19 protein-coding genes are annotated in these 23296 nt (G+C 63.7%); 2 read left to right on the top strand and 17 right to left on the bottom strand.

Annotated elements, in window-relative coordinates; translation table 11 throughout:
• Position 1: 1 nt before the first annotated feature.
• From U5A57_RS34960 to U5A57_RS34920, 9 genes are all read right to left on the bottom strand, one after another.
• A complete protein-coding gene (locus U5A57_RS34960) occupies positions 2-1297 on the bottom strand; it encodes an FAD-binding oxidoreductase (protein ID WP_321916229.1) in 1296 nt (431 codons plus the stop codon).
• Positions 1298-1468: 171 nt separating this feature from the next.
• Positions 1469-2149 carry a response regulator gene (locus U5A57_RS34955; RefSeq protein ID WP_321916228.1) on the bottom strand — a complete coding sequence of 227 codons (681 nt, stop codon included), beginning with the start codon at positions 2147-2149 and terminating at the stop codon, positions 1469-1471.
• Positions 2142-3602: an ATP-binding protein gene (locus U5A57_RS34950; protein WP_321916227.1), complete on the bottom strand. Its 1461-nt coding sequence runs from the start codon at positions 3600-3602 to the stop codon at positions 2142-2144. The genes U5A57_RS34955 and U5A57_RS34950 overlap by 8 nt, the downstream gene beginning before the upstream one ends.
• Positions 3603-3708: 106 nt before the next feature.
• A complete protein-coding gene (locus U5A57_RS34945; protein WP_321916226.1) occupies positions 3709-5187 on the bottom strand; it encodes an efflux transporter outer membrane subunit in 1479 nt (492 codons plus the stop codon).
• The gene (locus tag U5A57_RS34940) at positions 5184-8441 is read right to left on the bottom strand and encodes an efflux RND transporter permease subunit (RefSeq protein WP_415774695.1); all 3258 of its coding nucleotides are present in this window, start codon (positions 8439-8441) and stop codon (positions 5184-5186) included. The genes U5A57_RS34945 and U5A57_RS34940 overlap by 4 nt, the downstream gene beginning before the upstream one ends.
• A 17-nt stretch (positions 8442-8458) precedes the next feature.
• Positions 8459-9532 (bottom strand): efflux RND transporter periplasmic adaptor subunit, encoded by a 1074-nt coding sequence (locus U5A57_RS34935; RefSeq protein WP_321916224.1) that lies wholly within the window; start codon positions 9530-9532, stop codon positions 8459-8461.
• 240 nt (positions 9533-9772) lie between these two features.
• Positions 9773-10393, bottom strand: coding sequence for an O-methyltransferase (locus U5A57_RS34930; protein ID WP_321916223.1), 621 nt, complete (start codon positions 10391-10393; stop codon positions 9773-9775).
• A 30-nt stretch (positions 10394-10423) separates the two neighbouring features.
• Complete coding sequence (locus tag U5A57_RS34925; protein ID WP_321916222.1) at positions 10424-11416, bottom strand: zinc-binding dehydrogenase; 993 nt, start codon at positions 11414-11416, stop codon at positions 10424-10426.
• Between the two features lie 11 nt (positions 11417-11427).
• The gene (locus U5A57_RS34920) at positions 11428-11931 is read right to left on the bottom strand and encodes a lactoylglutathione lyase family protein (protein WP_321916221.1); all 504 of its coding nucleotides are present in this window, start codon (positions 11929-11931) and stop codon (positions 11428-11430) included.
• A gap of 94 nt (positions 11932-12025) precedes the next feature.
• Here U5A57_RS34920 and U5A57_RS34915 point away from each other — a divergent pair, with 94 nt between their 5' ends.
• Positions 12026-12919, top strand: a complete 894-nt coding sequence (locus U5A57_RS34915; RefSeq protein ID WP_321916220.1) for a LysR family transcriptional regulator — start codon at positions 12026-12028, stop codon at positions 12917-12919.
• A 125-nt stretch (positions 12920-13044) separates the two neighbouring features.
• On the opposite strand, the gene U5A57_RS34910 is transcribed toward U5A57_RS34915, so the two are convergent.
• The 8 genes from U5A57_RS34910 to U5A57_RS34875 form a co-directional block, all read right to left on the bottom strand.
• Entirely contained in the window at positions 13045-13665 is a 621-nt protein-coding gene (locus U5A57_RS34910; RefSeq protein WP_321916242.1) for a cytochrome c, read from the bottom strand.
• Between the two features lie 47 nt (positions 13666-13712).
• Positions 13713-15650: a thiamine pyrophosphate-binding protein gene (locus U5A57_RS34905; protein ID WP_321916219.1), complete on the bottom strand. Its 1938-nt coding sequence runs from the start codon at positions 15648-15650 to the stop codon at positions 13713-13715.
• A gap of 66 nt (positions 15651-15716) precedes the next feature.
• Complete coding sequence (gene ligK / locus U5A57_RS34900; protein WP_321916218.1) at positions 15717-16400, bottom strand: 4-carboxy-4-hydroxy-2-oxoadipate aldolase/oxaloacetate decarboxylase; 684 nt, start codon at positions 16398-16400, stop codon at positions 15717-15719.
• Positions 16401-16402: 2 nt separating this feature from the next.
• A complete protein-coding gene (locus U5A57_RS34895; protein ID WP_321916217.1) occupies positions 16403-17428 on the bottom strand; it encodes an amidohydrolase family protein in 1026 nt (341 codons plus the stop codon).
• 62 nt (positions 17429-17490) lie between these two features.
• On the bottom strand, positions 17491-18522 hold the full coding sequence (locus U5A57_RS34890) for a porin (protein ID WP_321916216.1): 1032 nt from the start codon (positions 18520-18522) through the stop codon (positions 17491-17493).
• Between the two features lie 166 nt (positions 18523-18688).
• Positions 18689-20056: a C4-dicarboxylate transporter DctA gene (dctA, locus tag U5A57_RS34885; protein WP_321916215.1), complete on the bottom strand. Its 1368-nt coding sequence runs from the start codon at positions 20054-20056 to the stop codon at positions 18689-18691.
• Positions 20057-20124: 68 nt separating this feature from the next.
• Positions 20125-21036 carry a hypothetical protein gene (locus U5A57_RS34880; protein ID WP_321916214.1) on the bottom strand — a complete coding sequence of 304 codons (912 nt, stop codon included), beginning with the start codon at positions 21034-21036 and terminating at the stop codon, positions 20125-20127.
• Between the two features lie 35 nt (positions 21037-21071).
• Positions 21072-21923 (bottom strand): amidohydrolase family protein, encoded by an 852-nt coding sequence (locus U5A57_RS34875; protein ID WP_321916213.1) that lies wholly within the window; start codon positions 21921-21923, stop codon positions 21072-21074.
• Between the two features lie 142 nt (positions 21924-22065).
• Between U5A57_RS34875 and U5A57_RS34870 the strand changes: the two genes are divergently transcribed.
• On the top strand, positions 22066-23295 hold the full coding sequence (locus tag U5A57_RS34870) for a LysR family transcriptional regulator (protein ID WP_321916212.1): 1230 nt from the start codon (positions 22066-22068) through the stop codon (positions 23293-23295).
• The last annotated feature ends 1 nt before the right edge of the window (position 23296 follow it).

The following is a 23296-nucleotide window of genomic DNA, read 5'->3' as shown; positions in this document are numbered from 1 at the left end:
GTCACACGACGTCGCGCAGGCGGTACCACAACTTGCCGAGCGCTTCGAGCGGCGCGGCGAAGCGCTCGCCGCCCGGAAAACGCGGATTATGAATGCGCTCATAGAGCGAAAGCAAGCGCGGCTCGCCGAGGATGGCGTCGGCAACGGCGCGCGCCGCCGCGAGCGTCGGCAGGATGCCGTGCCCGGAAAAGCCCTGCAGCCAGTAGCGATTGCGTGCGTGACCAACGTCGGGCGTGCGGCGAATGCTGATGTCGATATGACCACCCCACGCGTAGTCGAATTCGACGCCGCGCAACTGCGGGAACGCGCGCTCGAGGCTCGGGCGGATCGCCGCACCAATGTCCTTCGGGATGCCGCCAAGGTAGGTGCACGCACCGCCAAAAAGCAGGCGATGGTCCGGGCTCAGCCGAAAGTAGTCCGGCACGAACTGATTGTCGATCACGCAACTGTTGCGCGGTAGCAGCAAGCGAGCAAGCTCAGGATCGAGCCTGCGCGTGGCGACCTGCCAGGTGCCCACGGGCAGCACGCGCCCCGCGAGATCGCTATCGAGCCGGTCGATGTAGGCGTTGCAGGCGAGCACCAGCGTGCCGGCGCGCACCGTGCCTTCCCGTGTGGTCGCCACATAGCCGCTCGGCGTTTCGCGATACGCGAGCACACGGCTTTGCTCGAAGATGGCGCCGCCCGCGCGCTCGATGGCGTCCGCGAGGCCACGCGCAAGCTTGAGCGGATCGAGATGCCCCGCCACGGGATCGTAGAGCGCCGCGCGATAACGGCGGCTGCCGATCCACTCCGGCATCTCCGCTTCAGGTATGAACCGCAGGCGCTCGTAACCCCACTTTTGCGCAGCCTCGTCGCGCGCGGCTTCCAGCATCGCGACACGCGAGCGCCGGACTGCCGCCCACAGGCTGCCTGGCCGGTAGTCGATGTCGAAGCCGTGCCGCGCGGGCAACTCGCGCACTTCGGCGGCGGCCCAGCGCATGCTCTCCCACAACTCGCGCGCGCCCGCCAAGCCCAGCGCCTGTTCGAACGGGGGCATGTCGCATGACCAGCCGAGCAGCGCCTGACCGCCGTTGCGCCCCGAGGCGCCCCACGCCACACGGCTCGCCTCGACGAGCGCCACGCGCCGCCCGGCCAGCGCCAGACGCAACGCCGTGTGCAGCCCGCTGAAGCCCGCGCCGATGATCAGGACGTCCGCACTGTAGTCGCCCGCCAGCACGGGGTGCTCGGGCAGCGCGCCGCTTTCGGCGTAGTGACGTGCGTAATAGCTTTCGATATGGCGGGTCGATTCGGCGAACATGGGGCGCGTACGTGAAATTTATCATGCTTAATTTCATGAAAAATTATCATGGAAATTTCATGCACGCAACCTGGGTGTAGTGCGCACTGCGGTAGTCGAGTCCGAGTGAGAAGAAATCCGGCGAACTTCGGCTGCGCTCCTTTCCGCACGATTGGCCGGTGCGCGAGCACGCTATAACGCCAGGCGAAAACCCGCACCGTACACGGACTGGATCACGTCCTCGCCAGGCGCAACCGCCTCGAACTTGCGGCGGATCTTCTTGACGTGGCTGTCGATCGTTCGATCCTCTACGATGCGGCCGTCCGGATAAAGCCGGTCCATCAGCACGTCGCGCGAAAACACCCGGCCTGGCCGCCCCGCGAGCGTCTTGAGCAGCCGGAATTCGATCGGCGTGAATTCGATCGCCACGCCGCGAAACGTCGCCTGAAAACGTTCTTCGTCGAGCGTGAGCGGCGCGCTCTCGGGAAAGCGTTCGAAGCGCGCGCGGCGCAGGATCGCCTTCACGCGCGCGACCAGTTCGAGCAAGCTGAAGGGCTTGCAGATATAGTCGTCCGCGCCGAGTTCGAGGCCGATCAAACGATCGACCTCTTCGACCTGCGCCGTCACCATGATGATCGGCACGTCACTATAGGTCCGCAAATCACGGCAGATATCGCGCCCGTCGCGGCCGGGCAGCATCAGGTCCAGCACGATCAGACCCGGCATCTGCCGCGCCACTTCGTTCGCCACCGCGCGCCCGTCGCTCACGCAACGCGTCGTGAAGCCGGCCGCCTGCAAAAAATCCGCCATCACACTCGCGAGCTTCGGCTCATCTTCGACGATGAGAATGTCGATTGGCGTTTCGTTACTCATGATCAAGTCGGTTCCTGATGCTGTCCTTCAGGCGCGGTAATTCGATGGCAATGCGCAAGCCGCCCAGCGGCGCGTGCGCGGCTTCGATACGGCCGTTGTGCGCCTCGACAATGCCGCGGCAGATCGGCAGGCCGAGACCCGCGCCGCCGGTCGCGCGGCTACGCGACGCCTCGACGCGATAGAAACGCTCGAAGAGCGACGGCAGCGTCGCATCGGGTACGCCCGCGCCGCTGTCGTCGAAATCGATACGCACCGTGTGTGCATCTTCGCGGGCTGTCACGTAGACGAAGGCGCCCGCATCGACATAGCGCACCGCGTTTTCGAGAATATTGGTGAAGACCTGCTGCAGCCGCCGCTCGTCGCCGCGCACCCACAACGGCGCATCCGGCAGATCGGTGCGCAGGACGAGACCCGCATCGTCGAGCCGCCGTGCGCTACGGCGCAACACCGATCTCAGCGTTTCGCACACGTCGATCCGCTCGTGGTGATAGCGCAGCGCGCCGACATCGGCGAGCGAAAGATCGTAGAGGTCGTCCACGAGGCGGCTCAGGCGCTTGACCTCTCCGCCGAGTGATCGCACGGCCTCCACGCTCACGGGCCGCACGCCCACTTCGATCGCTTCGATCTCGCCGCTCATTACCGCGAGCGGCGTACGCAGTTCGTGCGAGATATCGGCGACCAGCGCGGAGCGCATGCGCTCGGTGCTTTCCAGCGTTTGCGCAAGATGATTGAAATCGTGCTCGAGCTGGCCGATGTCGCCACTGGAGACCGTCGGCACGCGCGCGCTAAGATCGCCGCCCGCAAGCGTGTGCGTCGCGTTCGCGATGCGGCGCAGCGGCGACGCGAGTGCGCGCGCCATCCACAAGGTCGTGAGCACCGCCAGCAGCGTGGCCACAATCGTGATGATCCAGCTCGACTCGCGCTGCGTCTTCTGGAAGCGCAGGTCGCCCGCTTCCGTGGCGCGCTCGAACGGCACCATCAGCAGCCAGCCAACGGTCTTGCCATTGACGACGATGGGACGGCGCGGCGAAGCCGCCGCGAAGGCCGGATTGCCGAACACATACGCGCCGTTCGCATCGAGCAGGGTAAAACGCGTGTTGGTGCCGATCAGCGACGACACCGGAAGGCGCGGCAGTGGCGCGCGACTCGAAACCGGATACGATGCCGGCGCATACGGCCGCATGATCTCGTGCCAGAGGCTGCGATTCTGCAGCAGAAAATCCCAGCTGCCGTGGTCGCGATACGCCGTGGCCAGCGGTCCGACACTCGACTCGAGCCGCTTGATTTCCTGCTGTTCGAGATAGCCGAGGAAGCCGCGCTCGAAGCTCAGCCGCGCGCCCACCGTCATCGCGCCGATCACGAGCACGTTGACGACGAGCATGGCGGCAAACAGCTTGCCGGTGAGGCTCGCCCGGCGAATCGCGCGCATCACGCGTGTCAGTGCTTGCGGCATGACATCGACTCCTGGCGCATGACCTTGCTACCCCACCGTTCTTTCTGGAAACGTCCGGACATCATATCTACCTCGGCAGACGCCACTCAGTGCGTCTTCATGCTCCTTAGTGCTGGCCCGCAGCGGCCGTCGCGTCACCGGAATCCGCGGGATCGAGACCACCGCCCAACGCCGCGTAAAGCGTGATGAGACTGGTTTGCGCCGAAAGCTGCGTGGCAACCAGCGATTGCTGCGCAGAATACAGCAAGCGCTGTTGCGTCAGCGCGTCGATCAGGCTGTCGCCGCCCTGCTGGTAAAGCGCCATCGTCAGGTCGTAGGCGTGCTGATCGGCCTTCACTGTGCGCGTCTGGGCGTCGAGCTGTTCGTCGATGGTCTCGCGCGTGGCCAGCGCGTTCGCCACTTCCTCGAAGGCGGTTTGAATCGTCTTCTCGTAGGTCGCGATATCGATTTTCACGGTCACCTTGGCGGCGTCGAGCGTGGCGCGATTCTCGCCGGCATTGAAGATTGGAATGACCGCCGAAGGCTCGAACGACCAGCTGCGATTGCCGCCCGTGAAAAGCTGCGCCAGAGCGGGACTTTCGAAACCCAGCGCGGCAGTCAGGCTGATGGTCGGGAAAAAGTTGGCACGCGCGGCGCCAATGTCGGCGTTATCGGCCTTCAACGTGTGTTCGGCAGCCAGCACGTCGGGGCGACGCTGCAGCACGGACGATGGAATGCCCGCGGGAATTGTCGAGATGCTGGAGACCGGATCGACCTGCGCATCCGGCAGATCGGCGTCCGGCACACGTGCGCCCACGACGAGTTCGAGCGCGTTGCGCGACTGTGCCGCCGTGGTCTGCGCCTGCGCGACTGAGTTGCGCGCGGATTGCAGACTCGCCTGCGCCTGCTCGACGTCGAGCGCGCTCGCCGCACCGAGTGCATGCTCGCGATCCACCAGATCGAACGTGCGCTGCTGGCTCGTCAAGGTTTCCTGTGCGATCACCAGCAGGCGTTTGTCCGAGGCCAGCGTCAGCCAGTCGCTCGCCACATCCGAAACCAGGCTGATCTGCGTGCTGCGGCGTGTTTCGATCGACGAGAGGTAGGTCTCCAACGCTGCCTTGCTCAGATTGCGCACGCGTCCGAACAGATCGAGTTCGTACGAGGTAAAGCCCAGACTCGCGCTGTAGATATGTGAGGTCTTGCCCGTCGCGCCGCTCGTCGTGGCCGACTCGCCGGATTGCGCCCGGCTCACGGAGGTGGGCGTGCGACCAGCGTCTTCGGAGCCGCCAAGGTCGATTTCCGGAAACAGCGAAGCCCGCTCGATCCGGTACTCCGCGCGCTCCTTTTCGATGTCGAGAATTGCGATACGCAGGTCGCGGTTGTTCGTCAGCGCGAGCGCGATCGTGCGTTGCAGGCGCGGATCGACGAAGAACGTACGCCAGCCGATATCGGCAGCGGCCGTGCCGGACGCTGGCGCAGAGGCTGCCTCCGGCCACGCCGCCGCGACCGGCGCGGCGGGCCGCTGATACGAGGGCGAGAGGTCGATACACGCGCTCAGCGCCGCGGCGGCCGCGCCGGCCAGCATCCAGTGGACTGCGCGCTTCATGCCTCACCTCCGTTCACCGACAACGCATATGCCTCGCTCTCTGCGGTTTCCTGCGCAGCGTGCTCCGGGACGCCCGCCTGAGCTTGCGCGCCCGTCGAACCCGAATCGCCTTCGGGCGCACCGGCCCCGCCACGACCACCCGGACCACCGCGGCCGCCTGGCGAGCCGCCCTTGCCGCTCAGCTTGCGCACCATGAAATACGACAGCGGCGTGAAGAAAATGGCGAGTACCGTGCCAACCAGTGTCCCGCCGAACACACCCGTGCCGATCGACTGGCGCGCGGCCGCGCCCGCACCGGTCGCCACGACCAGCGGCGCGACGCCGAGCAGAAACGCCAGCGAGGTCATGATGATCGGCCGAATCCGCAATGCGACCGCCTGCTCGACGGCCTTGAGCGTGCTGGCGCCCTGCTTTTCGAGCATCGTGGCGAATTCAACGATCAGAATCGCGTTTTTCGACGACAGGCCCACCGTCACGAGCAGCCCCACCTGGAAGTAAACATCGTTGGACAGACCGCGCAGCGTCGTGCCGAGCGCCGCGCCAAACAGCCCGAGCGGCACGATCAGCAGCACGGCCAGCGGCACCGACCAGCTTTCATAGAGCGCTGCGAGACACAGGAATACGAACAGCACGGAAACCGCGTAAAGATACGGCGCCTGCCCGCCTGACAACTGCTCCTGATACGACAGCCCCGTCCACGCGAACGAGATACCCTTGGGCAGTTTGGCCACGAGATCCGCCATGGTTTTCATCGCCTGACCGGAACTCACGCCGGGCGCCGGATCGCCGACAATCTCGAACGACGATTCGGCGTTGTAGCGGTCGAGTTCGGGCGGCCCGAAGGTCCAGTGCGAAGTCGCGAACGCGGAGAACGGCACCATCGTGCCCGACGCATTGCGCACGTACCATTGTTCCAGCGACTCCGGCGTCATGCGAAAAGGCGCGTCGCCCTGCACGTAGACCTTCTTGATGCGCTGGTTATCGAGGAATTCGTCGACATATTCGCCACCCAGCGCGTCTTCGATCGTCGTGTTGACGTCGCTGAGCGTGAGTCCCATTGCGCTCGCCTTGTGGTCGTCGATGTCGAGCGACAGTTGCGGCGTGTCGGCCAGACCGTTGAAGCGCACCTGACGCACAACGCCGCTTTGATTCGCCATCCTGATGAGCTTGTCGCGCGCGGCGGCCAGCGCCGTGTGACCAAGACCGCCTTCATCGACGAGCTGCATATCGAAGCCCGAACTGATACCCAGCCCGCGCACCGTCGGCGGTTGCAGCACGAACACCTTGGCGTCGCGAATCTGCTGCGACAGATCGCGCGAAGCCTTGGCGACGAAGCCCTGCGCCGTGTCGTTGACCGCTGTGCGCTGGCTCCAGTCCTTGAGCTTCACCCACATCATGCCGACGTTCTGGCCGTTACTGCCGACCGCGTAACCGGCGACGTTGAACACCTCGGACACGGCCGGCTGTTTGAGCAGATAGTCTTCGACTTTCGCCATCGTCGCTTCAGTGCGCTCGCGCGTTGCGCCAACGGGCGCGGTCACCGTCACCATCAGCACGCCTTGATCCTCGGTCGGCAGAAACGACGTCGGCAACCGCACGAACAGCAGCCCAGCGCCCACAACGAGCAACGCGTAGACGATAATCGCGGGCTTGCGATGGTGGAGCATCTTGTCGACGGCGCGGCGGTACTTGCTCGTCGAGGCGTCGAAGCCGCGATTGAAGCTGCTGAAGAACCGGCCCTTGGGCTTCTCGTGCCCGTCTTTCAGAATCGTTGCGCACAGCGCGGGCGTGAACGTCAACGCCACCACCACGGAAAGCGCCATCGCCGAAACCACGGACACCGAAAACTGACGATAAATGATGCCGGTCGAGCCGCCGAAGAACGCCATCGGCAACAGCACGGCGGAGAGCACCATCGCAATGGCGACCAGCGCGCTGCTGATTTCCGTCATCGACTTCTTCGTCGCGTCGCGCGGCGAGAGGTGCTCTTCTGTCATGAGGCGCTCGACGTTCTCGACCACGACGATCGCGTCGTCCACCAGCAGGCCGATCGCGAGCACCACGCCGAACATCGTCAGCATGTTGATCGAATAACCCAGCACGTCCAGGATGCCGAAGGTGCCGAGCAGCACGACCGGCACCGCAATGGCCGGAATCAGCGTGGTGCGCAGGTTCTGCAGGAACAGGAACATGATCGCGACCACGAGCACGATGGCCTCGGCGAGCGTCTTCACCACTTCCTCGATGGAGGTCTTGATGAACGGCACCATCTCGTAGGGATATTCGACCTTCAGCCCCGCCGGAAAGCTTGCTGCGCGCTTGCTCAGGAAGGCGTGCACTTCCTTGTCGACCTGCACTTCGTTCGCACCCGGCGCGAGTTGCAGACCCAGACCCGAAGCAGGCTTGTTGTTGAAGTTGGTTTCCACCGTGTAGGCCTGCGGGCCGAGCGAGACGCGCGCGACGTCGCCAAGCAGCACCTGCGAGCCATTGGTCCCGGTCTTGAGCACGATGTCCCGGAACTGCTGTGCGGTCGTCAGGCGGCTGCGCGCCGTGATCGTCGCGTCGAGTTCCTGGCCCTTGACCGCCGGCGTATTGCCGACTTCGCCCGCCGCCACGTCGGTGTTCTGCGCGTCGATCGCCGTGACGACGTCGGAGGGCATCAGCGCGTACTTTTGCAGCTTGTTCGGATCGAGCCAGATCCGCATCGCGTATTCGTACCCGAACTGCTGCGCCTGGCCGACGCCCGGCAGGCGCTCGATCTGCTCTTCGAGGTTGCTGTACAGGTAGTCGGCAATGGCCGCCTTGCTCATCTTGCCGTCCTCGGACACGAGGTTGAAGACGAGGAAGGTATCGGGCGACGCCTTGCGCACCGTCACGCCGCTTTCCTGCACCTCTTCCGGCAGCAGCGCATTGGCCGACTGGAGCTGGTCCTGCACCTGCACCTGCGCGGTGTCCGGATTCGTGCCCGCCGAGAACGTCAGCTTGATCGAGATATTGCCCTCGGAGTTCGCTGACGAGGACATGTACATCAGATTGTCGAGCCCGACCATCTGCTGTTCGATGACCTGCACGACCGCATCCTGATTGGTCTGCGCAGACGCGCCGTTATAGGTCGCGGTGATCTGGATGGTCGGCGGGGCGATGTCCGGATACTGGTCGAGCGGCAATTGCGTGATCGCAAACGCGCCGGCCAACGACACCAGAATCGCGAGCACCCACGCAAAAACCGGCCGATCGATAAAGAAATGAGCGATACGCATGCTTTCGCTCCTCAGTTCGCCACGGGCGTGGACGCCGCGTCGGCCGCGGCTTCCTGACTGGATTCGGATGCCTCAACCGCCTTCACCGTATCGCCGACGCTCACGAACTGCGACCCGGCGACGACGATGCGCTCGCCCGCCGCGAGGCCGCCCGTCACGACCCACTCGTTGTTGTTCGCCGTGCCCTCGAGCATCAGCGTACGCTGCTCGATCCTGTTCTCGCCGTCGACGATCAGCGCCGTCGCGTTGCCGCGCTGATCGTGGGCCACCGCCTGTTGCGGCACGAGGATTGCGTTTTCGTTGATGCCCTGATCGATGACGGCGTGCAGATATTCGCCCGGCAACAGCAGCTTTTCCGGATTCGGCACGATCACGCGCAACGTCACGGTGCCCGTGGTTTCATCGACGCCCACGCCCGCGAATTGCAGCGTGCCTTCGTGTGCGTAGGCGGTGCCGTCCTCCAGCGTGATCCTGACTTTGGCGTTGCCGTTCGCGTCGGTCTTGTAGGCGCCGCTCGCGAGCTTTTTGCGCAGCGCGAGCACGTCCGTACTGGACTCGGTGACGTCGAGATACATCGGGTCGTAGGCGTAGATGGTCGCCAGCGCCGTGGTCTGGTCCGCCGTCACCAGCGCGCCGGGCGTATAGGTCGACGCGCTGATCGTGCCCGTCACGGGCGCCGTCACGCGCGTGTAGTTGAGATTGATGCGCGCGCTTTCCAGCGCGGCCTTGTCCTCGTCGATCGTCGCCTCGTCCTGCTTGAGCGTCGCTTCCGCGTCTTCGAGCGTTTCCTTGCTGATCGCGTCGATGGCGGCCAGAGAGCGGTCGCGCTCGGCGATCGGCCGGGCCGACAGCAGTGCCGCCTGCGCTTTTTCGAGGTTGGCCTTGTCGGCGTCGTAGGTCGCCTGATACGGCGCGGGATCGATCTGATAGAGCACCTGGCCTTCGTGCACCACGCTGCCTTCGGTGAACAGACGCTTCTGGATCACGCCGGTCACTTGAGGCGTGACCGGCGAGGTCAGGAACGACGTCGCACGCCCTGGCAGCGACGCAGACTGCGCAAAAGGCACGGTTTTGACCGTTTCCACGGACACCGTCTGAACTTTTTTCTGAGCGCTCTTTTGCTCGTGCGAACACGCCGCCAACGCACAAGCCAGAAACAGAACGCTGGTCCAACGAGGCACGGAAAGCAGGATTTGCATAGGAAAGGCCTTAATACCGAGAGCGCGGTCCACGCCCGATTGCGGCATTATGCAAATCAAATTCGCAAGAAATTAGGAACGGCGGAGAACGGGTCCGATCGCTACATCGAGGCATGCCGGCTATCGTCAGAAGCCGGCTTCGTAGCGGCTGACCTCCATGCCGGTGCCCACAGGCAGCAGCACGCTGCGCATGCCGGGCTTCGCGCGAATTGCCTGCCCGTAGGCGCGCACGTCCTCGGACCCGGGGCGCAGCATGTTGTCCGCGACGACGATCGCGCCGGGATTGAGCTTCGGATAGAACGCTTCGAGGCAAGGCACGTAGAGATCCTTCCACAGGTCCACGAACACGAAGTCGACCTTACCCGCAAGCTCGCCGATCAGCTGCACGGCGTCGCCGATCCGGAAGTCGATCCAGTCCGCGAGCCCCGCTTTCGCCGCCATGTCCTGGGCGTAGTGCGACTTGTAGTCGTGCAGCTCCATCGTGATGAGCCGGCCACCGCTGGCGCGCGCCGCTTCGGCCAGCCAGATGCCGGAATACCCGAACGAGGTGCCGAGTTCGAGGATGACGGGTTCAGCAAGACTCTTCACGAGAATGTTGAGCAGTTGCCCGGCTTCCGGCGAAACGGCCCGCATGCGCTGGTCGTGACCACCGTCGCGCCCGCCGGGCGCTTCGACTCGCGGCTGGCTGCGCTCTTGCTGCATACGGGCGTGGTACAGCGCCAGAACTTCTGTGACTCGAACATCCATCGAATTCTCCTTGCGGTCGAGTGATGGCGACTACGACACGCGGATCACCGGTTTACCGGAGAAATTCCGGTTCCTCAGCGTATCGAGCAGTTGGGCCAGCTCGTCGAACTTGTGCACGACGCGACCCTGTGGCTGCATGCGTCCCTCGGACACTTCACCCAGCATCCGTTCGCCCGCGCGCCGCAACTGCAACCATGCACCGTCGTCGCCATGCACGTGCAGCGCACCCAACGCCACTTCGTGCATCGACAACGTCAAACCGAATGGCTCGCACGGCCATTGCGGCACGCGGTCCTGGATGCAGACCAGATGACCGTTGGCCCGCAGCGCGGCCGCCATACGCGTGGCGTGATCGCCGCTGACCGTGTCGAGGACTGCGAAATAACGCCGGCCACCCGTCCATGCTTCACCATCGGGTAGCGTCCCGTCGACGCAATCTTTCGCCCCGAGCGCAAGCAGACGGTCCCGATGCCGAGCATTGGCCATGGCGGTCACGGCAAAGCCACGCGCGGCGGCGAGTTGAATCACGTACTGTCCGACCGCGCCGCCTGCACCGCTCACGAGCAGCGGCTGCCCGGGCTTCACCGGCACCTTGTCGATCGCGAGCCAGGCGGTCAGCGCCGGACAGGGGAAGCTCGCTGCCGTTTCGAAGTCGAGCGCATGGGGGAGACACAGTAGCGCTCGCGCGTCCACCAGCGTGTGCTCCGCGAAGCTGCCGTCGCGATGCAGACTCGTGTGATAGGCCACGCGTTGGCCGAGTCGGTCAGCGCTGACGCCCTCGCCGAGCGCCACCACTTCGCCAGCGCCATCGACGCCCGGCACGTGGCCTGCCTGCCAGTTCACGAGCGCGCCGCCCAGCACTTTCCAGTCGACCGGATTCAGCCCGATCGCAGCATTACGCACGAGGACCTGGCCCGCCGCAGGAACCGGCACAGGAACCCGCGCCAGTTTCAGGCCCAGCGGCTCCGGGCTGGTGTGCCAGGTCCACGCCCGGTGCTCCGCGCGTTGCGTCGCGCCATGCATGCCCGGCCCTGTCATTGCTGGTAGGCGCCGGCCGAGTAGGTCAACTCGTAGCTATGGCTGTAGATTTCCAGGATGTTGCCGAACGGGTCTTCCATGTAGACCATCCGGTAGGGCTTCTCGCCCGGGAAATATTCGCGCACCGGCATGCGCTGCTTGCCGCCGGCGGCGACGATCTTTGCGGCCAGCCCCTCCACATCCGGGTCCTGAACGCAGAAATGAAAGACGCCCGTCTTCCAGTACTCGAAGTTGTTCTCAGGCTTCTGCGCGTTGCGGAACTCGAAGATTTCCACGCCGATACGGTCCCCCGTCGAAAGGTGCGCAATGCGGAACGAACCCCAGCCCGCACCAAACACGTCGGTGCACATCACGCCGATCGCACTGTCGTCCTCCGTGATCGTGGTCGGCGGCATGATCAGATACCACCCCATCACATCGGTATAGAAGCGGACGGCGGCGTCGAGGTCGGTCACGGAAAGACCAATGTGGGAAAAACTGCGCGGATAGGGTCGAGACATGATCAAAGCTCCTGAAACGTCGATCCCACAAGCGTAGCCCCTGTCCGCTAAAATCTGCTCTAATGCATTCTTATCGATTGGATAAGAATTCGTTATGCTCAACCCCCAATGGCTGCGCTCGTTCGCTTGCGTGGCGGAACTGGGCGGCTTCACGCGCGCCGCCAACCAGCTGGGACTGACGCAGGCAGCCGTCAGCCAGCACGTGCAGCACCTCGAGGCACAATTGGGACCGCTGCTGATCCGGCGCGGTCGCCAGTTCGAACTGATGCCGGCCGGGGCCGCGCTGCTCGACTACTACAACGAGGTCGAAGCGTCACATAAGCGTCTGCAGGCGCGGCTGTCCGACGCCACGGTCGACAGCGGCGAAGTCAGCCTCATCACGCCGGGCAGCGTGGGACTGGCGCTTTATCCGTTGCTGCTCGATTTGCAACGGGCCCATCCGGGCCTCGTGATCCGCCATCGGTTCGCGCCCGATCCCGAAACGCGCGAAGCGGTGCTCGACAAGCGATACGAACTCGGCCTCGTCACGCTCCGGCCCGACGACGCACGCCTTGCCGCCGAACCCTTCGCCGAGGAGCCGCTCGAGCTCGTGGTTCCTGCCGGTGAGGACGTGAAAGGCTGGGCGGATCTCGAGCGGCTGGGCTTTATCGATCATCCGGACGGACAAGCCATGGCCACACGACTCCTGGCCCGCCACTTTCCCGCCAATCCGGGCGTGCTGAGCCTGCCGCAGCATGGGTTCAGTAACCAGATCTCGTTGATCCTCGAACCTGTTGCGCGCGGACTGGGATTTACGGTGATTCCCCGGCACGCGCGTGAAGCGTTCGCACAGGCACGCGCCATTCGCGTGATCGAATGTGGCGCGCCAGTCGTCGATACCTTGTGGCTGATCCATCGTGCCGAGTGGCCGCTCTCGTCCCGTGCGATCTGGGTGCTGAACGAAATTCGTAGAATGCCGACGTTTTCGCGCCGGGTCGTCATAGATTGATCTGTGCACAAAATTCGCATGTCGAATTAATGTGCATCGTGAATGCGGTCACGATGCGCGAACGGTGGGAAACACGGTCAGTTCCACGTGCTGACCGATCGCGCATATTCCCGATACGGGGCACCTTATTGCGAGCCCTTCAAGGACGCCACATAACGTGCGACCTCCCGCACATCTCCAGCATTGAGAGGCGCGGGAAACAATGTGGGCATGATGCCGGTTGGTTCCCGAATACGCGCTTCGATATCCGATATTTGAAAGCGGCTCGAAATGCCGATCAGCGCAGGACCGATTCCGCCCTCTCCGCTCTGGCCATGGCACGCGGCACAATTCGCTGCATAGATCGATGGGCCTCGCTCAGACGGCTTGGCAACCGATGCTTCGCTGCTGGGGTGGCTTCCTAAAGACGCTCCGTTGCTCAATAACGCAATGCTGTCGGCAGGCGGATTCTGCGGCACCGACGCGAGATACGCGTGAATGCGTGCAATATCGTCATCGGAGAGAATCTTTGCGCTGAAGACCGGCATCTGGCCTTTGGGATTGCGCACATAAGCCTGCATGGCCGACAGCGGTATCGGATGCGGCGCCAGCGCAGGTCCGGTCGTGATACTGCCTTGCCCGAACATGCCGTGGCATTCGTAGCAGCCCTTCTGCATGTATAGCGCGCGCCCGGCCTCGATTTCGGCATTCGCATCGGCGCGCGACGCAATCGGCCATGCGCAGCCAATCGCTGCTGCAAGTGTCATTGCCGCGCGCACGGTTGAACGGTCATGCACTTTCATCGGCACCTCGGTTATCTGGGTTGAGTCAGCACATCGACGAGTGCAGGCTTGCCGCTTTTGACCTGTTCCATCGCGCGTGCGAGTGCCGGTCCGAGATCGGCGGGCTCCGATATCGGGCCCTCGGCCCACATGCCCATGCTTCGCGCCATTGCGGCGTAGTCGATTGGCGGATCGTGAAGCACGGTGCCGATGGTCCCTCTTTCCGGATGCCTGTCGCGGCGGCTCGCCATGCGCTGGATATGCATGGTCTCCTGATGCCAGGCGCGATTGTTGTGCATCACGGTGAGCAACGGAAGGCGATGATGCGCTGCCGTCCAGAGGGCGCCCGGCAGCACCATCAAATCGCCGTCGGTCTGGATATTGACCGCGATACGGCCAGCGTCGCGATGCGCGAGCGCTGCGCCGACGGCGGCGGGTGCGCCATAGCCAACGCCGTAGCCGCCGCCGGAACCGATGAACTGCCAGGTCTTCGTGAAATCCCATAGCCGTTGCGGCCACATGCTGATCGGGTTGGGCGGCGAGACCATTGCCCAGTCCTCATGCCGGATCACATTCCACACCTCCTGACACAGCCGGGCGGTGCTGATGGGGCTGCCATCCCATGCGCGCGTCGCGGCCTCGCGTGCATCATTGCGCATCTTTTCAAACGCCAGTTTCAGTGGCTGTTCGCGTGCGGCGGCGGCGCTGCGTTGCGCCGGTGTCATCGCAGCGAGGACGGCGCGCAACAATCCGGGCAACGACGCTTGCGCGTCACCGGCTATGGGTAACGTGGCCGCGAAATAGCGCTCTGCGTCCTGCATGTTCGACTTGCCGTACAGGTAGGCCGTGGAAATGCTGATGACCTGGGTGTCGCCCTTCGTGCGCGGCTTCGAGGGGCGGCTAATGGTGTCGGGCACCGTTGCCGTCAATCCCCAGACATCGGCGACTTCCAGCGCAAGAATGACGTCCGCCTGAGCGAGCAGCCGCGCCTGATGCGACGAATGATTGAGGTAGTGGTTGGTCGGGAAATTCATGCGCCCGAGCAGATCGATCACGGGTGCGTTCAGCGCCTGGGCGATCTGGACGAGCGTGTCCATCGCGTCCTGCGTTCTGACCGCCCGATCGGCCACGATGACCGGCGCTTTCGCGCCGCACAGGAGCGACGCGGCCGCCGCGAGCGCATCCGGGCTGCCAACGGGTGGCGTGGCTTCGCGCAGCGGCGGTACGCGCATATCGCGCGGATCGGCAATGGGCTGCTCCTGGAGTTCGGTATCGGCGACGATCAACACGGGCTCCATCGGCGGCGTGACGGACATCGTGTAAGCGCGCATGAACGACTCGGCGTAGTGCTGGAGCGACACGGGGTAATCGTCCCACTTCGTATAGTCGCGCACGAGCGCGCCAAGGTCCTGCGCCGTGTGATACCACTCCACGCCAGGGCGGCGCTTCGTGGCGTCGGCAATATTGCCCGCGAGCACCATTATGGGCACACGGTCGCACCACGCGTTGTAGATCGCCATCGAGGCGTGCTGCAACCCGACCGTGCTATGGACGAGGCACGCCATGGGCTTGCCCGCGACTTTCGCGTAACCATGCGCGATCGCCGCGGACGCCTCCTCGTGCGTACACACGATCAATTGCGGATGCGTGTCGCCCGCGTAGTTGACGATCGACTCGTGGATGCCGCGAAAGGTCGATCCCGGCATGGCCGCCACATAGTCGATACCGGCGATGCGCAGCAAATCCACCATGAAATCCGAGCCCGGATTGCCGATGTGCGCGGAATCGGCGGCGGGCGCTTCGTCGAGCGAAGGCGCCAGTGTCTCGGCCGCGGCCAGCGCAGCGTGCGGGCGCTCCACCGCCGGGGCCTTGTCTGCCGCGGACTGCGCAGCGCTGGCGCCAGGCTTTGCCAGCACGGCAGCCGTGCCCGTAACGATTGCCTCTTTCAGAAACTTGCGTCGGCCAGTCATGTTCCTGCTTCCTTTTTTCTTGTTCGTCACGGCGGGAGGATCTGTTGCGCCTGCTGGCCGTGCGGGTCAGTCGATGTAGCGCAGCCCCAGTTTTTCCAGCGGCTCGCGCATCTGGTATAGGTCGAGTCCCAGTACACCGGAGGCGAGCAGAGCGCGCTTCTGACCTTCGTTCGCCTCGCGCCTGCTTGCGTTCTCGAGCGTTTGCGCCGCCATGGCTTGCGGCACCACGACCACGCCGTCGTGATCCGCCACGACGACATCGCCGGGCGTGACCAGCGCGCCCGCGCAAACCACCGGCACATTGACCGAACCCAGCGTGGCCTTGATCGTGCCTTTCGACGAGATCGCACGGCTCCATACCGGGAAGCGCATGTCGGTCAGCACGTTGACATCGCGCACGCCCGCATCGATGACGAGTCCGCGCGCGCCACGCGCCTTGAAACTGGTGGCGAGCAGATCGCCAAAATAGCCGTCCGTACAATCGGCACTCAGCGCGGCCACCACGATGTCGCCAGGCCGAATCTGTTCGGCGGCCACATGCAGCATCCAGTTGTCGCCGGGATGCAGCAGCACGGTGACGGCGGTGCCCGACGCGCTCGCGCCGGGATAAATCGGCCGCATATAAGGCTTGAGCAGGCCGCTGCGGCCCATCGCTTCGTGCACCGTGGCGCTGCCGAGCGCGCCAAGCGCCTCGGCGGCACGGCTGTCCGCACGCGTGATGTTGCGATACACCACTCCGGGTTCATACATGGTCAACGTCCTTGGGCAGTGAGAGCGGCGTCCAGCCGCGGATAGACACGGCGTGCATTGCCTTCGTAAATCTTGAAGCGCTGATCGGGTGTCATGTCGGCGGCTTCGATATAGCGTTTCGTGTCGTCGAAATAGTGCTGCGTGTATGGGTCGATGCCGCGCACGGCACCGATCATTTCACTCGCGAACAGGATGTTGTCGACGGGAATCACTTCGGTTAGCAAATTGATTCCGGGCTGGTGATAGACACAGGTATCGAAAAACACGTTGTTGAGCAGATGCGCTTCCAGCGGCGGCTTTTTCATTTCCTGCGCGAGGCCGCGAAAACGGCCCCAGTGATACGGCACCGCACCGCCGCCATGCGGAATGATGAAACGCAGCGTGGGAAAGTCGTGAAACAGGTCCGACGTCAGGCATTGCATGAATGCCGTCGTATCCGCGTTGAGATAGTGCGCACCGGTGGTGTGAAAACACGCGTTGCAGCTCGTGCTCACGTGAATCATGGCCGGAATGTCGTACTCGACCATCTTCTCGTAGATGGGGTACCAGTAGCGGTCGGAGAGCGGCGGGCTCGTCCAGTGCCCGCCGGAAGGATCGGGGTTCAGGTTGATCGCGACGTTGCCGTATTGCTCGACACATTTCACGAGTTCGGGAATGCATGTCGCCGTATCCACACCGGGACTTTGCGGCAACATCGCGGCGGGAATGAAATGCCGCGGAAACAACTCGCTCACGCGATAGCACAACTCGTTGCAGATCGCCGCCCAGGTGCTCGACACCTCGAAGTCGCCGACGTGATGCGCCATGAAGCTCGCGCGCGGGCTGAACACGGTGAGATCGAGCCCGCGTTCGCGCATCAGTCGCAACTGGTTGGTTTCGATCGAGTCGCGCAGTTCGTCGTCGCTGATATGCAGCTCGGAGGGACTCGGGCCGCGCGACGATTGACCGATAGCCGCGATCTGCCTGTTGCGCCAGGCTTCCAGCGCTTTGGGCGCGGTCGTGTAGTGGCCGTGGATGTCGATGATCATGATGGGTTCCTGGGAAATTCGGCGCGTGCGTGTCTTACACGCGCCCTGCTGTGTCACTGCGGCTAGAACAGCACGTCCAGGCCAACGGTCACGGCGGTCTGGCTCGACGCGCCGGCCGGGTTCAAGGTGCTGACCACCGCATGCTTGTACGACGTGTAGTCGATTGCGCTGTAAAGCGTCGTGCGCTTGGAGAGCAAATAGGCGAGCGAAATGATCGAAATGCCGCGGCGGCTCGCCTTGTCGGTCGACACGGTGGTCTGGTAGTAGCCGCCATCGAAAATCAGGTTCGGCAAGATCGTCCAGGACAGACCGCCGAACGCGTTGTTTGTCACCTGGTGCGGTGCGGCGGGGTTTTGCAGGTCCTCGGACATGAAGCCGCCCGACACCCGAACCGGACCGATGCTGTAGGCCACGCCGCCCATGTAGTAGCTGTCCGGAACATAAGCCGTGCCGGTCAGAATGCTGCGATGTCCGTACACGCCGCCCACGCTAACCGGGCCCGCGCTATAACTCATGCCGACCGAGCGCGTTGCGCCGCTGGCGAAATTTCCCGCCACGCCGCCAAACGAATTGTCTACCTCGAACAACAGCGGCCCGAAGTCGTTCTTGTACTTGATGGCGTTGTTGTTGCGCGTGCCGTCCGACGCCTGGGTCAGCGGCAGGATCGGCGTGTAGTGAAAGCCGAACGGGTCGTAAATGCTGATGATGTCGTGCGAAATCGTGTACTGGCGCCCGAGGTCGATCGACCCGTATTTTCTGTTTCCGATGCCAACATAGGACTGGCGATTGAACAAGGTGTTGGTCGTATTGTCCAGTTGTCCATTGCCAAGGTTGAAGCCGCTTTCCAGCCGGAAGTGAGCATTCCACCCGTCACCCAGGTCTTCCGTGCCCAGGAATCCGAGTTTGTTCGAACTGTAGTAGCCGTTCGAATTCATGGTCACCACCGTGCCACCGCCCTTTACCGCGTTCGTCTGGTAACGCACGCCGCCGTCTGCCGTGCCATAAATCTGGACACTGCTCTGTGCATAAGCGGGCACCGCGCCGGCGGCCAGTGACAGTCCAACCCCAACGCTTCTCCACGCGGCTATTTTCATCGTATGTCTCCAAGATTGTGATTTTTTTGCATCGCATGAGATACGCGAGATCTCCCATACGATTCGTATAACTAACTACATAACATGACTTCAACCCTTCGTGACGGTGACTTCGCGCTGGCGGGACCGGGTCGCCGGTTCCGCCAGCGCACGCGCTCACATGCGGCTAATTGCCTGCGTGACCGCTGCTGGTCTGATTGAGGCGTCCCGACGAGGCGACAACGGGTTTGAAGCCTGTTTTCAGTTCCCGGCGCAGTGCGACGCGGTCCAGCGCTTTTTCCCAGTTCGCGACAACGATAGTCGCCACGGTATTGCCGACGATGTTGGTGAACACAAACCCGCTGGAAAGCGCCTTATGGATGCCGAGAATCAATGCGATGGATTCGACCGGAATGGTGTTCGATGCGGTAAGCGTCGCTGCGAGCACCGCAATGGCCGCACCGGACACGCCTGCCGCCCCCTTCGACGTGAGCAGCAACACAGCGAGCAGGACGAGCTGATCGTGCCAGCTCATCGGCGTATTGGTAGCCTGCGCGAGGAACACCGCCGCGGCGGCGAAATACAGGCACGTGCCGTCGTGATTGAACGTGTATGCCGTCGGCAGAACCAGACCGACCACCGACTTCTCGCAGCCCAGGCGTTCGAGCTTGTCGATCAGTTGCGGGAACACGGTTTCCGACGAACTCGTACCGATCACGAGCAGCAACTCCGCGCCGATATAGCGCATCAGCCGCAGCAGGCTGAAGCCATTGACCTTCGCGATCGGCCAGAGAATGAGCAGAATGAACAGCGCACAGGTCAGATAGAACTCGAGCACGAGTTTGCCGAGCGAGATCAGCGTGCCGAATCCGAATTTGCTGACCGTGAATGCGATCGCACCGAACGCGGCGAGCGGCGCGATCTTCATCGTCAGCCCGATGATCCAGAAGAGCGCGCCCGACACCGACTCGATCAGATTCAGCGCGGGCTGCGCACGTTCGCCGATTGCGGCCAGCCCGAACGCGAACAGCACCGAGAAGAACAGCACCTGCAGCACGTCGCCACCGGCGAACGCGCTGATCGCCGTATGCGGAATCACGTTGAGCAGAAATTCGCTGGTCGTGACGACGTGATGCGCCTTGGCAACGTAGGTATCGACAGCGGCCGAGTGAATGCCGTGCAAGTCCACATTCATGCCCACGCCGGGCTTGAGCACATTGACGACCACGAGGCCCAGCACCAGTGCGAGCGAGGTCACCACTTCGAAGTAGAAGAGCGCCTTGATCGCAACACGGCCGACCTTCTTGAAGTCATTCACGCCCGCAATGCCGCTGCATACGGTACAGAAAATGATCGGGCCGATCAGCATCTGGATGATGCGGATAAAGGCGTCGCCTACGGGTTGCAGATTGATGCCGAACTTCGGGAAGAAGTACCCCGTGGCCACACCCAGCGCCATACCGGCCAGCACCTGGAACGACAGGTCGAGATAGAACGGACGACGTTCCCTGGATTCCCCCGTTTTCGCGGCGGTGGATTTGCCCGGCAGGCTCATGGTGTCTCCTTGACAGACTGCGGCGAATTCAGATTCGCTCAAAACTCGTGAAGCGGACGAATGGCGCATTAGTACGCGGCGTCGCCCAGAATGGCCAGACTGTCGGCAAATATTTCATCGACGGTCAGCTTGCGCGGCAGCAGCCCCTGCTGCTCGCAAAACCCAAGGGTTTCTTCGAGCGGCCCGCGCAGTGCGTCATAGCCGAACAGCAGCTTGTCGGCTTTCCCGGCGTTTTCCGCGGCGACCGATTCCTTGCCGCGCTTGAGCAGGTCGTACACCGCACGAACGGCTTGCGGGTTCGACTCCGCCAGCGCACGCGTCACCACGACCACGTGATTGATCGGCACATAGCGGTGACGCCCGTACCACTCGAGGTCGGCTGCCGCCGCGTTGTCGATCAGCGGCTTGAATTCCGGTCCTTCCGGCAGATCGTTGCCGAGGATCGCTGCGTCGATCTCGCCCGCACGAAGCATCGGCAACAACTGCTTGCCCGCTTCGGCGCGGCGCACAAAGGCGGGATCAGCATACTCTTCCAGATGCCCGCCCTCGATTGTCACCCATTCGATCTTCTCGAGCGGCACGCCGTACCTTTCACCGAGAATGGCGCGCACCCACATGCCCGTGGTCTGCGCATAGGTACGCACACCGATGCGCTTCCCTGCGAGTTGGGCGATGTCCGGTTTGGCCCGCTGCGCATCGTAAATGAGGCAGCCTTGCTGGAAACGCGCGGCCACCACGGCGGGCAGCAGCACAACCGGTTTGCCGTACGCTTTCGCCTGAAGATAGGTGACGATGGCCAATTCGCTGACATCGAACACCTGGCGGCGCGCCATCGGTGCGAACGCGCGGTGAATGGGCTCGACGTCCTCGAAACGAAGGTCGACCGCCGGATCGGTCAATTCGCCCGCTTTCAGCGCTCGCGTATGCGGATAGGTTTTCAGTGCGGCCTTCAAGACCAGCGGTTGCGTTGGAGTGCTCACGATCGGGTATTCCTGTTGCAAACGAAATCGGCGAATCAGGCGGCGAGCGCCGGATAGACGGTTCGCGCCGTGCCGCCGAAAATCGCCTCCTGCGCGTCGGCGGGCAGCATGGAGAGGCTCTCGCGAGCTTGGGCGAGCAGCTCCGGCAGCGCGCCTTCCGCAGCCGGAAAATTCGATCCCCACGCAATGCGGTTCGCACCGAATGCGTCGAGCACGCGCGGGAAAAACGCGGCCGGCGTGGAGGCGCCACGGCCCGCTTCGGCGATCGTGCGGTTCGTGAGCTTCAGGTACACGCCGTGATGCGAGGCGAGGCTGAAGAGCGGCGCGGCGGCTTCATAGGGCGGGCCCCCGGCGAGTTCGGGGCGCGCGAGGTGGTCGAGCAGCACGCGGATGTCCGGAAAGCGCGCGAGCATGTTCAGGAGCGCCGGAATGCCTTGCGCGGTCATTTGCAGGCAAATCGACACGTTGTGACGCTGCGCGTAGTCCCAAACCGGGAACGAGCGCTCGTCGTCCAGCCACCCCGCCTGCCCCGGCATCGTGCTGCCGGTCGTGAAAAGACGCAGACCGGAGAGACCCGCGTCGAGCCAGCGCTGCATCTGGGCGACGGCGTCGCTCGCCAGCACGTCGATCGAAAATACGCCGGCGAAACGGTCCGGATGGCTGCGCACCGCCTCGACCACATAACTATTGTCGTTGCCGTAGACCGTCGACGCTTGCACCACCACGGCGCGGTCGATGCCCGCTTCGTCCATCGATGCGAGCAGACCTTCAAAGCTGACTGGGCGCTTCGCCGACCACTCGGACTGGTGGCCGCCGACCGGCGCGAGCGGATAGCGTTGTTTATCCGGGGAAATTGCGTGCGTGTGCGTGTCGATGACGACGGACATGAAGTGCTCCTGACTGGAAATGCCCTGCTGAATTGAACGTAACTGTAATCGCGATCGGGTCCGAGACCTCAATTGGAAGTAAGGCCCAGCCCATAAATTTGCGTTAAGCTAAGGGTTTTGGATTGGTGAATCGGGAGGCGCGATGGGGGCGGACGGACAGGCTTCATCGGACGATGATCTGGCGCGTTTAAGGCGTCTTTTTCTGTTCGATGCGGTGTGCGAAGCCGGTGGAATCGGACAGGCTGCAGTGCGCGCAGGACGCACCCAGCCGGCGGTCAGCATGGCGATCAACAAGCTCGAGACAAGCTTTGGCGGTCAACTGTTCGAACGCGGCTTCGGCGGCAGCGAGTTGACCGGCGAGGGCCTCATCGTGCAGCGGCGCGTGCGCCGCATGCTCGATCAGATGGAGCGCGCCGTGATGAACCTGACCGATGAGCCGCGGGCGAACGCAGCAAAGATCTGCCGCCGCCTGACCGACGCGCAGGTCCGCTGCCACATCGCGATCGCCGAAGCGGGTTCGGCAGCCGAGGCCGCGCTGTCACTGGGGATCTCGCAGCCCGCGGTGCATCGGGCCGCGCGGCAAATCGAGCAGAACGTCGGCGTGGCGCTTTACCGGCGGCGCGTGCATAGCGTGTCGGCGAACCCCGCGGGCATCGAGTTCGCCCGCTGTTTGAGCCTTGCGCTCTATGAAGTCGCACAGGCGGTGGACGAACTGGCGTACGCCCGCGGGCAACTGACCGGCAAGGTCGCGATTGGCGTCTTGCCGTTGTTGCCGCCGCGCCTCGTTGCACGGGCCATCCAGAGGCTGCGCGAGCGTTACCCCGCCGCACGCGTCACGGTCGAAGAAAGCTCCCACGCACAATTGCTGCGCGAACTGCGCGGCGGCGGGATCGACATTATCGTGGGCGGGCTGCGCGAGCCCCGCCTCGCGGGGTCGGTGCAGGAAACGGAGCTCTTTGCGGACCCCTATGTGGTAGCCGTGCGCAAGGGGCACCGGCTGGCGCGGCGCAAGACCGTTGCCCTGGCCGATCTCGCCGACCACGACTGGGTCATGCCGCAGCACAACGTACCGCGCCGCGCGGTGATCGATTCGATCTTTGCGCAGTTGCCGGTCAAGCCGCCTCCGGTGCTCGAAACGAGTTCGCTCGCCATGATGCTGGCCATGCTCATGGAAAGCGATTGCCTGACGCTGCTCTCGCGCGCGCAGATTCGCGACGCTTACCCGGGGCGCGAGTTGGTCGCGCTGGACCTGGCGTTGCCGGGAGCAAGCCGCGAGGTCGGCTATACGGTGCGCACCGACTGGCTCGGCACGGCCGTCCAGCAGACTTTCGTCGAAGTGCTGCGCGCGGAGAGCGAGAGCGAACTGGGCTGAC

This window comes from Paraburkholderia sp. J11-2, assembly GCF_905220185.1.
Classification (GTDB): Bacteria; Pseudomonadota; Gammaproteobacteria; order Burkholderiales; family Burkholderiaceae; genus Paraburkholderia.
The sequence above is the reverse complement of the archived record's forward strand: the minus strand, read 5'-3'. Positions and strand labels throughout refer to the sequence as shown.

What these genes read in the sequence shown, in the direction of transcription:
- U5A57_RS34960 (WP_321916229.1), bottom strand. Translation starts at nt 1,297, where the DNA reads ATGTTCGCCGAATCGACCCGCCATATCGAAAGCTATTACGCACGTCAC.
- U5A57_RS34955 (WP_321916228.1), bottom strand. Translation starts at nt 2,149, where the DNA reads ATGAGTAACGAAACGCCAATCGACATTCTCATCGTCGAAGATGAGCCG.
- U5A57_RS34950 (WP_321916227.1), bottom strand. Translation starts at nt 3,602, where the DNA reads ATGCCGCAAGCACTGACACGCGTGATGCGCGCGATTCGCCGGGCGAGC.
- U5A57_RS34945 (WP_321916226.1), bottom strand. Translation starts at nt 5,187, where the DNA reads ATGAAGCGCGCAGTCCACTGGATGCTGGCCGGCGCGGCCGCCGCGGCG.
- U5A57_RS34930 (WP_321916223.1), bottom strand. Translation starts at nt 10,393, where the DNA reads ATGGATGTTCGAGTCACAGAAGTTCTGGCGCTGTACCACGCCCGTATG.
- U5A57_RS34925 (WP_321916222.1), bottom strand. Translation starts at nt 11,416, where the DNA reads ATGCATGGCGCGACGCAACGCGCGGAGCACCGGGCGTGGACCTGGCAC.
- U5A57_RS34920 (WP_321916221.1), bottom strand. Translation starts at nt 11,931, where the DNA reads ATGTCTCGACCCTATCCGCGCAGTTTTTCCCACATTGGTCTTTCCGTG.
- U5A57_RS34915 (WP_321916220.1), top strand. Translation starts at nt 12,026, where the DNA reads ATGCTCAACCCCCAATGGCTGCGCTCGTTCGCTTGCGTGGCGGAACTG.
- U5A57_RS34910 (WP_321916242.1), bottom strand. Translation starts at nt 13,665, where the DNA reads ATGACACTTGCAGCAGCGATTGGCTGCGCATGGCCGATTGCGTCGCGC.
- U5A57_RS34905 (WP_321916219.1), bottom strand. Translation starts at nt 15,650, where the DNA reads ATGACTGGCCGACGCAAGTTTCTGAAAGAGGCAATCGTTACGGGCACG.
- ligK (WP_321916218.1), bottom strand. Translation starts at nt 16,400, where the DNA reads ATGTATGAACCCGGAGTGGTGTATCGCAACATCACGCGTGCGGACAGC.
- U5A57_RS34895 (WP_321916217.1), bottom strand. Translation starts at nt 17,428, where the DNA reads ATGATCATCGACATCCACGGCCACTACACGACCGCGCCCAAAGCGCTG.
- U5A57_RS34890 (WP_321916216.1), bottom strand. Translation starts at nt 18,522, where the DNA reads ATGAAAATAGCCGCGTGGAGAAGCGTTGGGGTTGGACTGTCACTGGCC.
- dctA (WP_321916215.1), bottom strand. Translation starts at nt 20,056, where the DNA reads ATGAGCCTGCCGGGCAAATCCACCGCCGCGAAAACGGGGGAATCCAGG.
- U5A57_RS34875 (WP_321916213.1), bottom strand. Translation starts at nt 21,923, where the DNA reads ATGTCCGTCGTCATCGACACGCACACGCACGCAATTTCCCCGGATAAA.
- U5A57_RS34870 (WP_321916212.1), top strand. Translation starts at nt 22,066, where the DNA reads ATGGGGGCGGACGGACAGGCTTCATCGGACGATGATCTGGCGCGTTTA.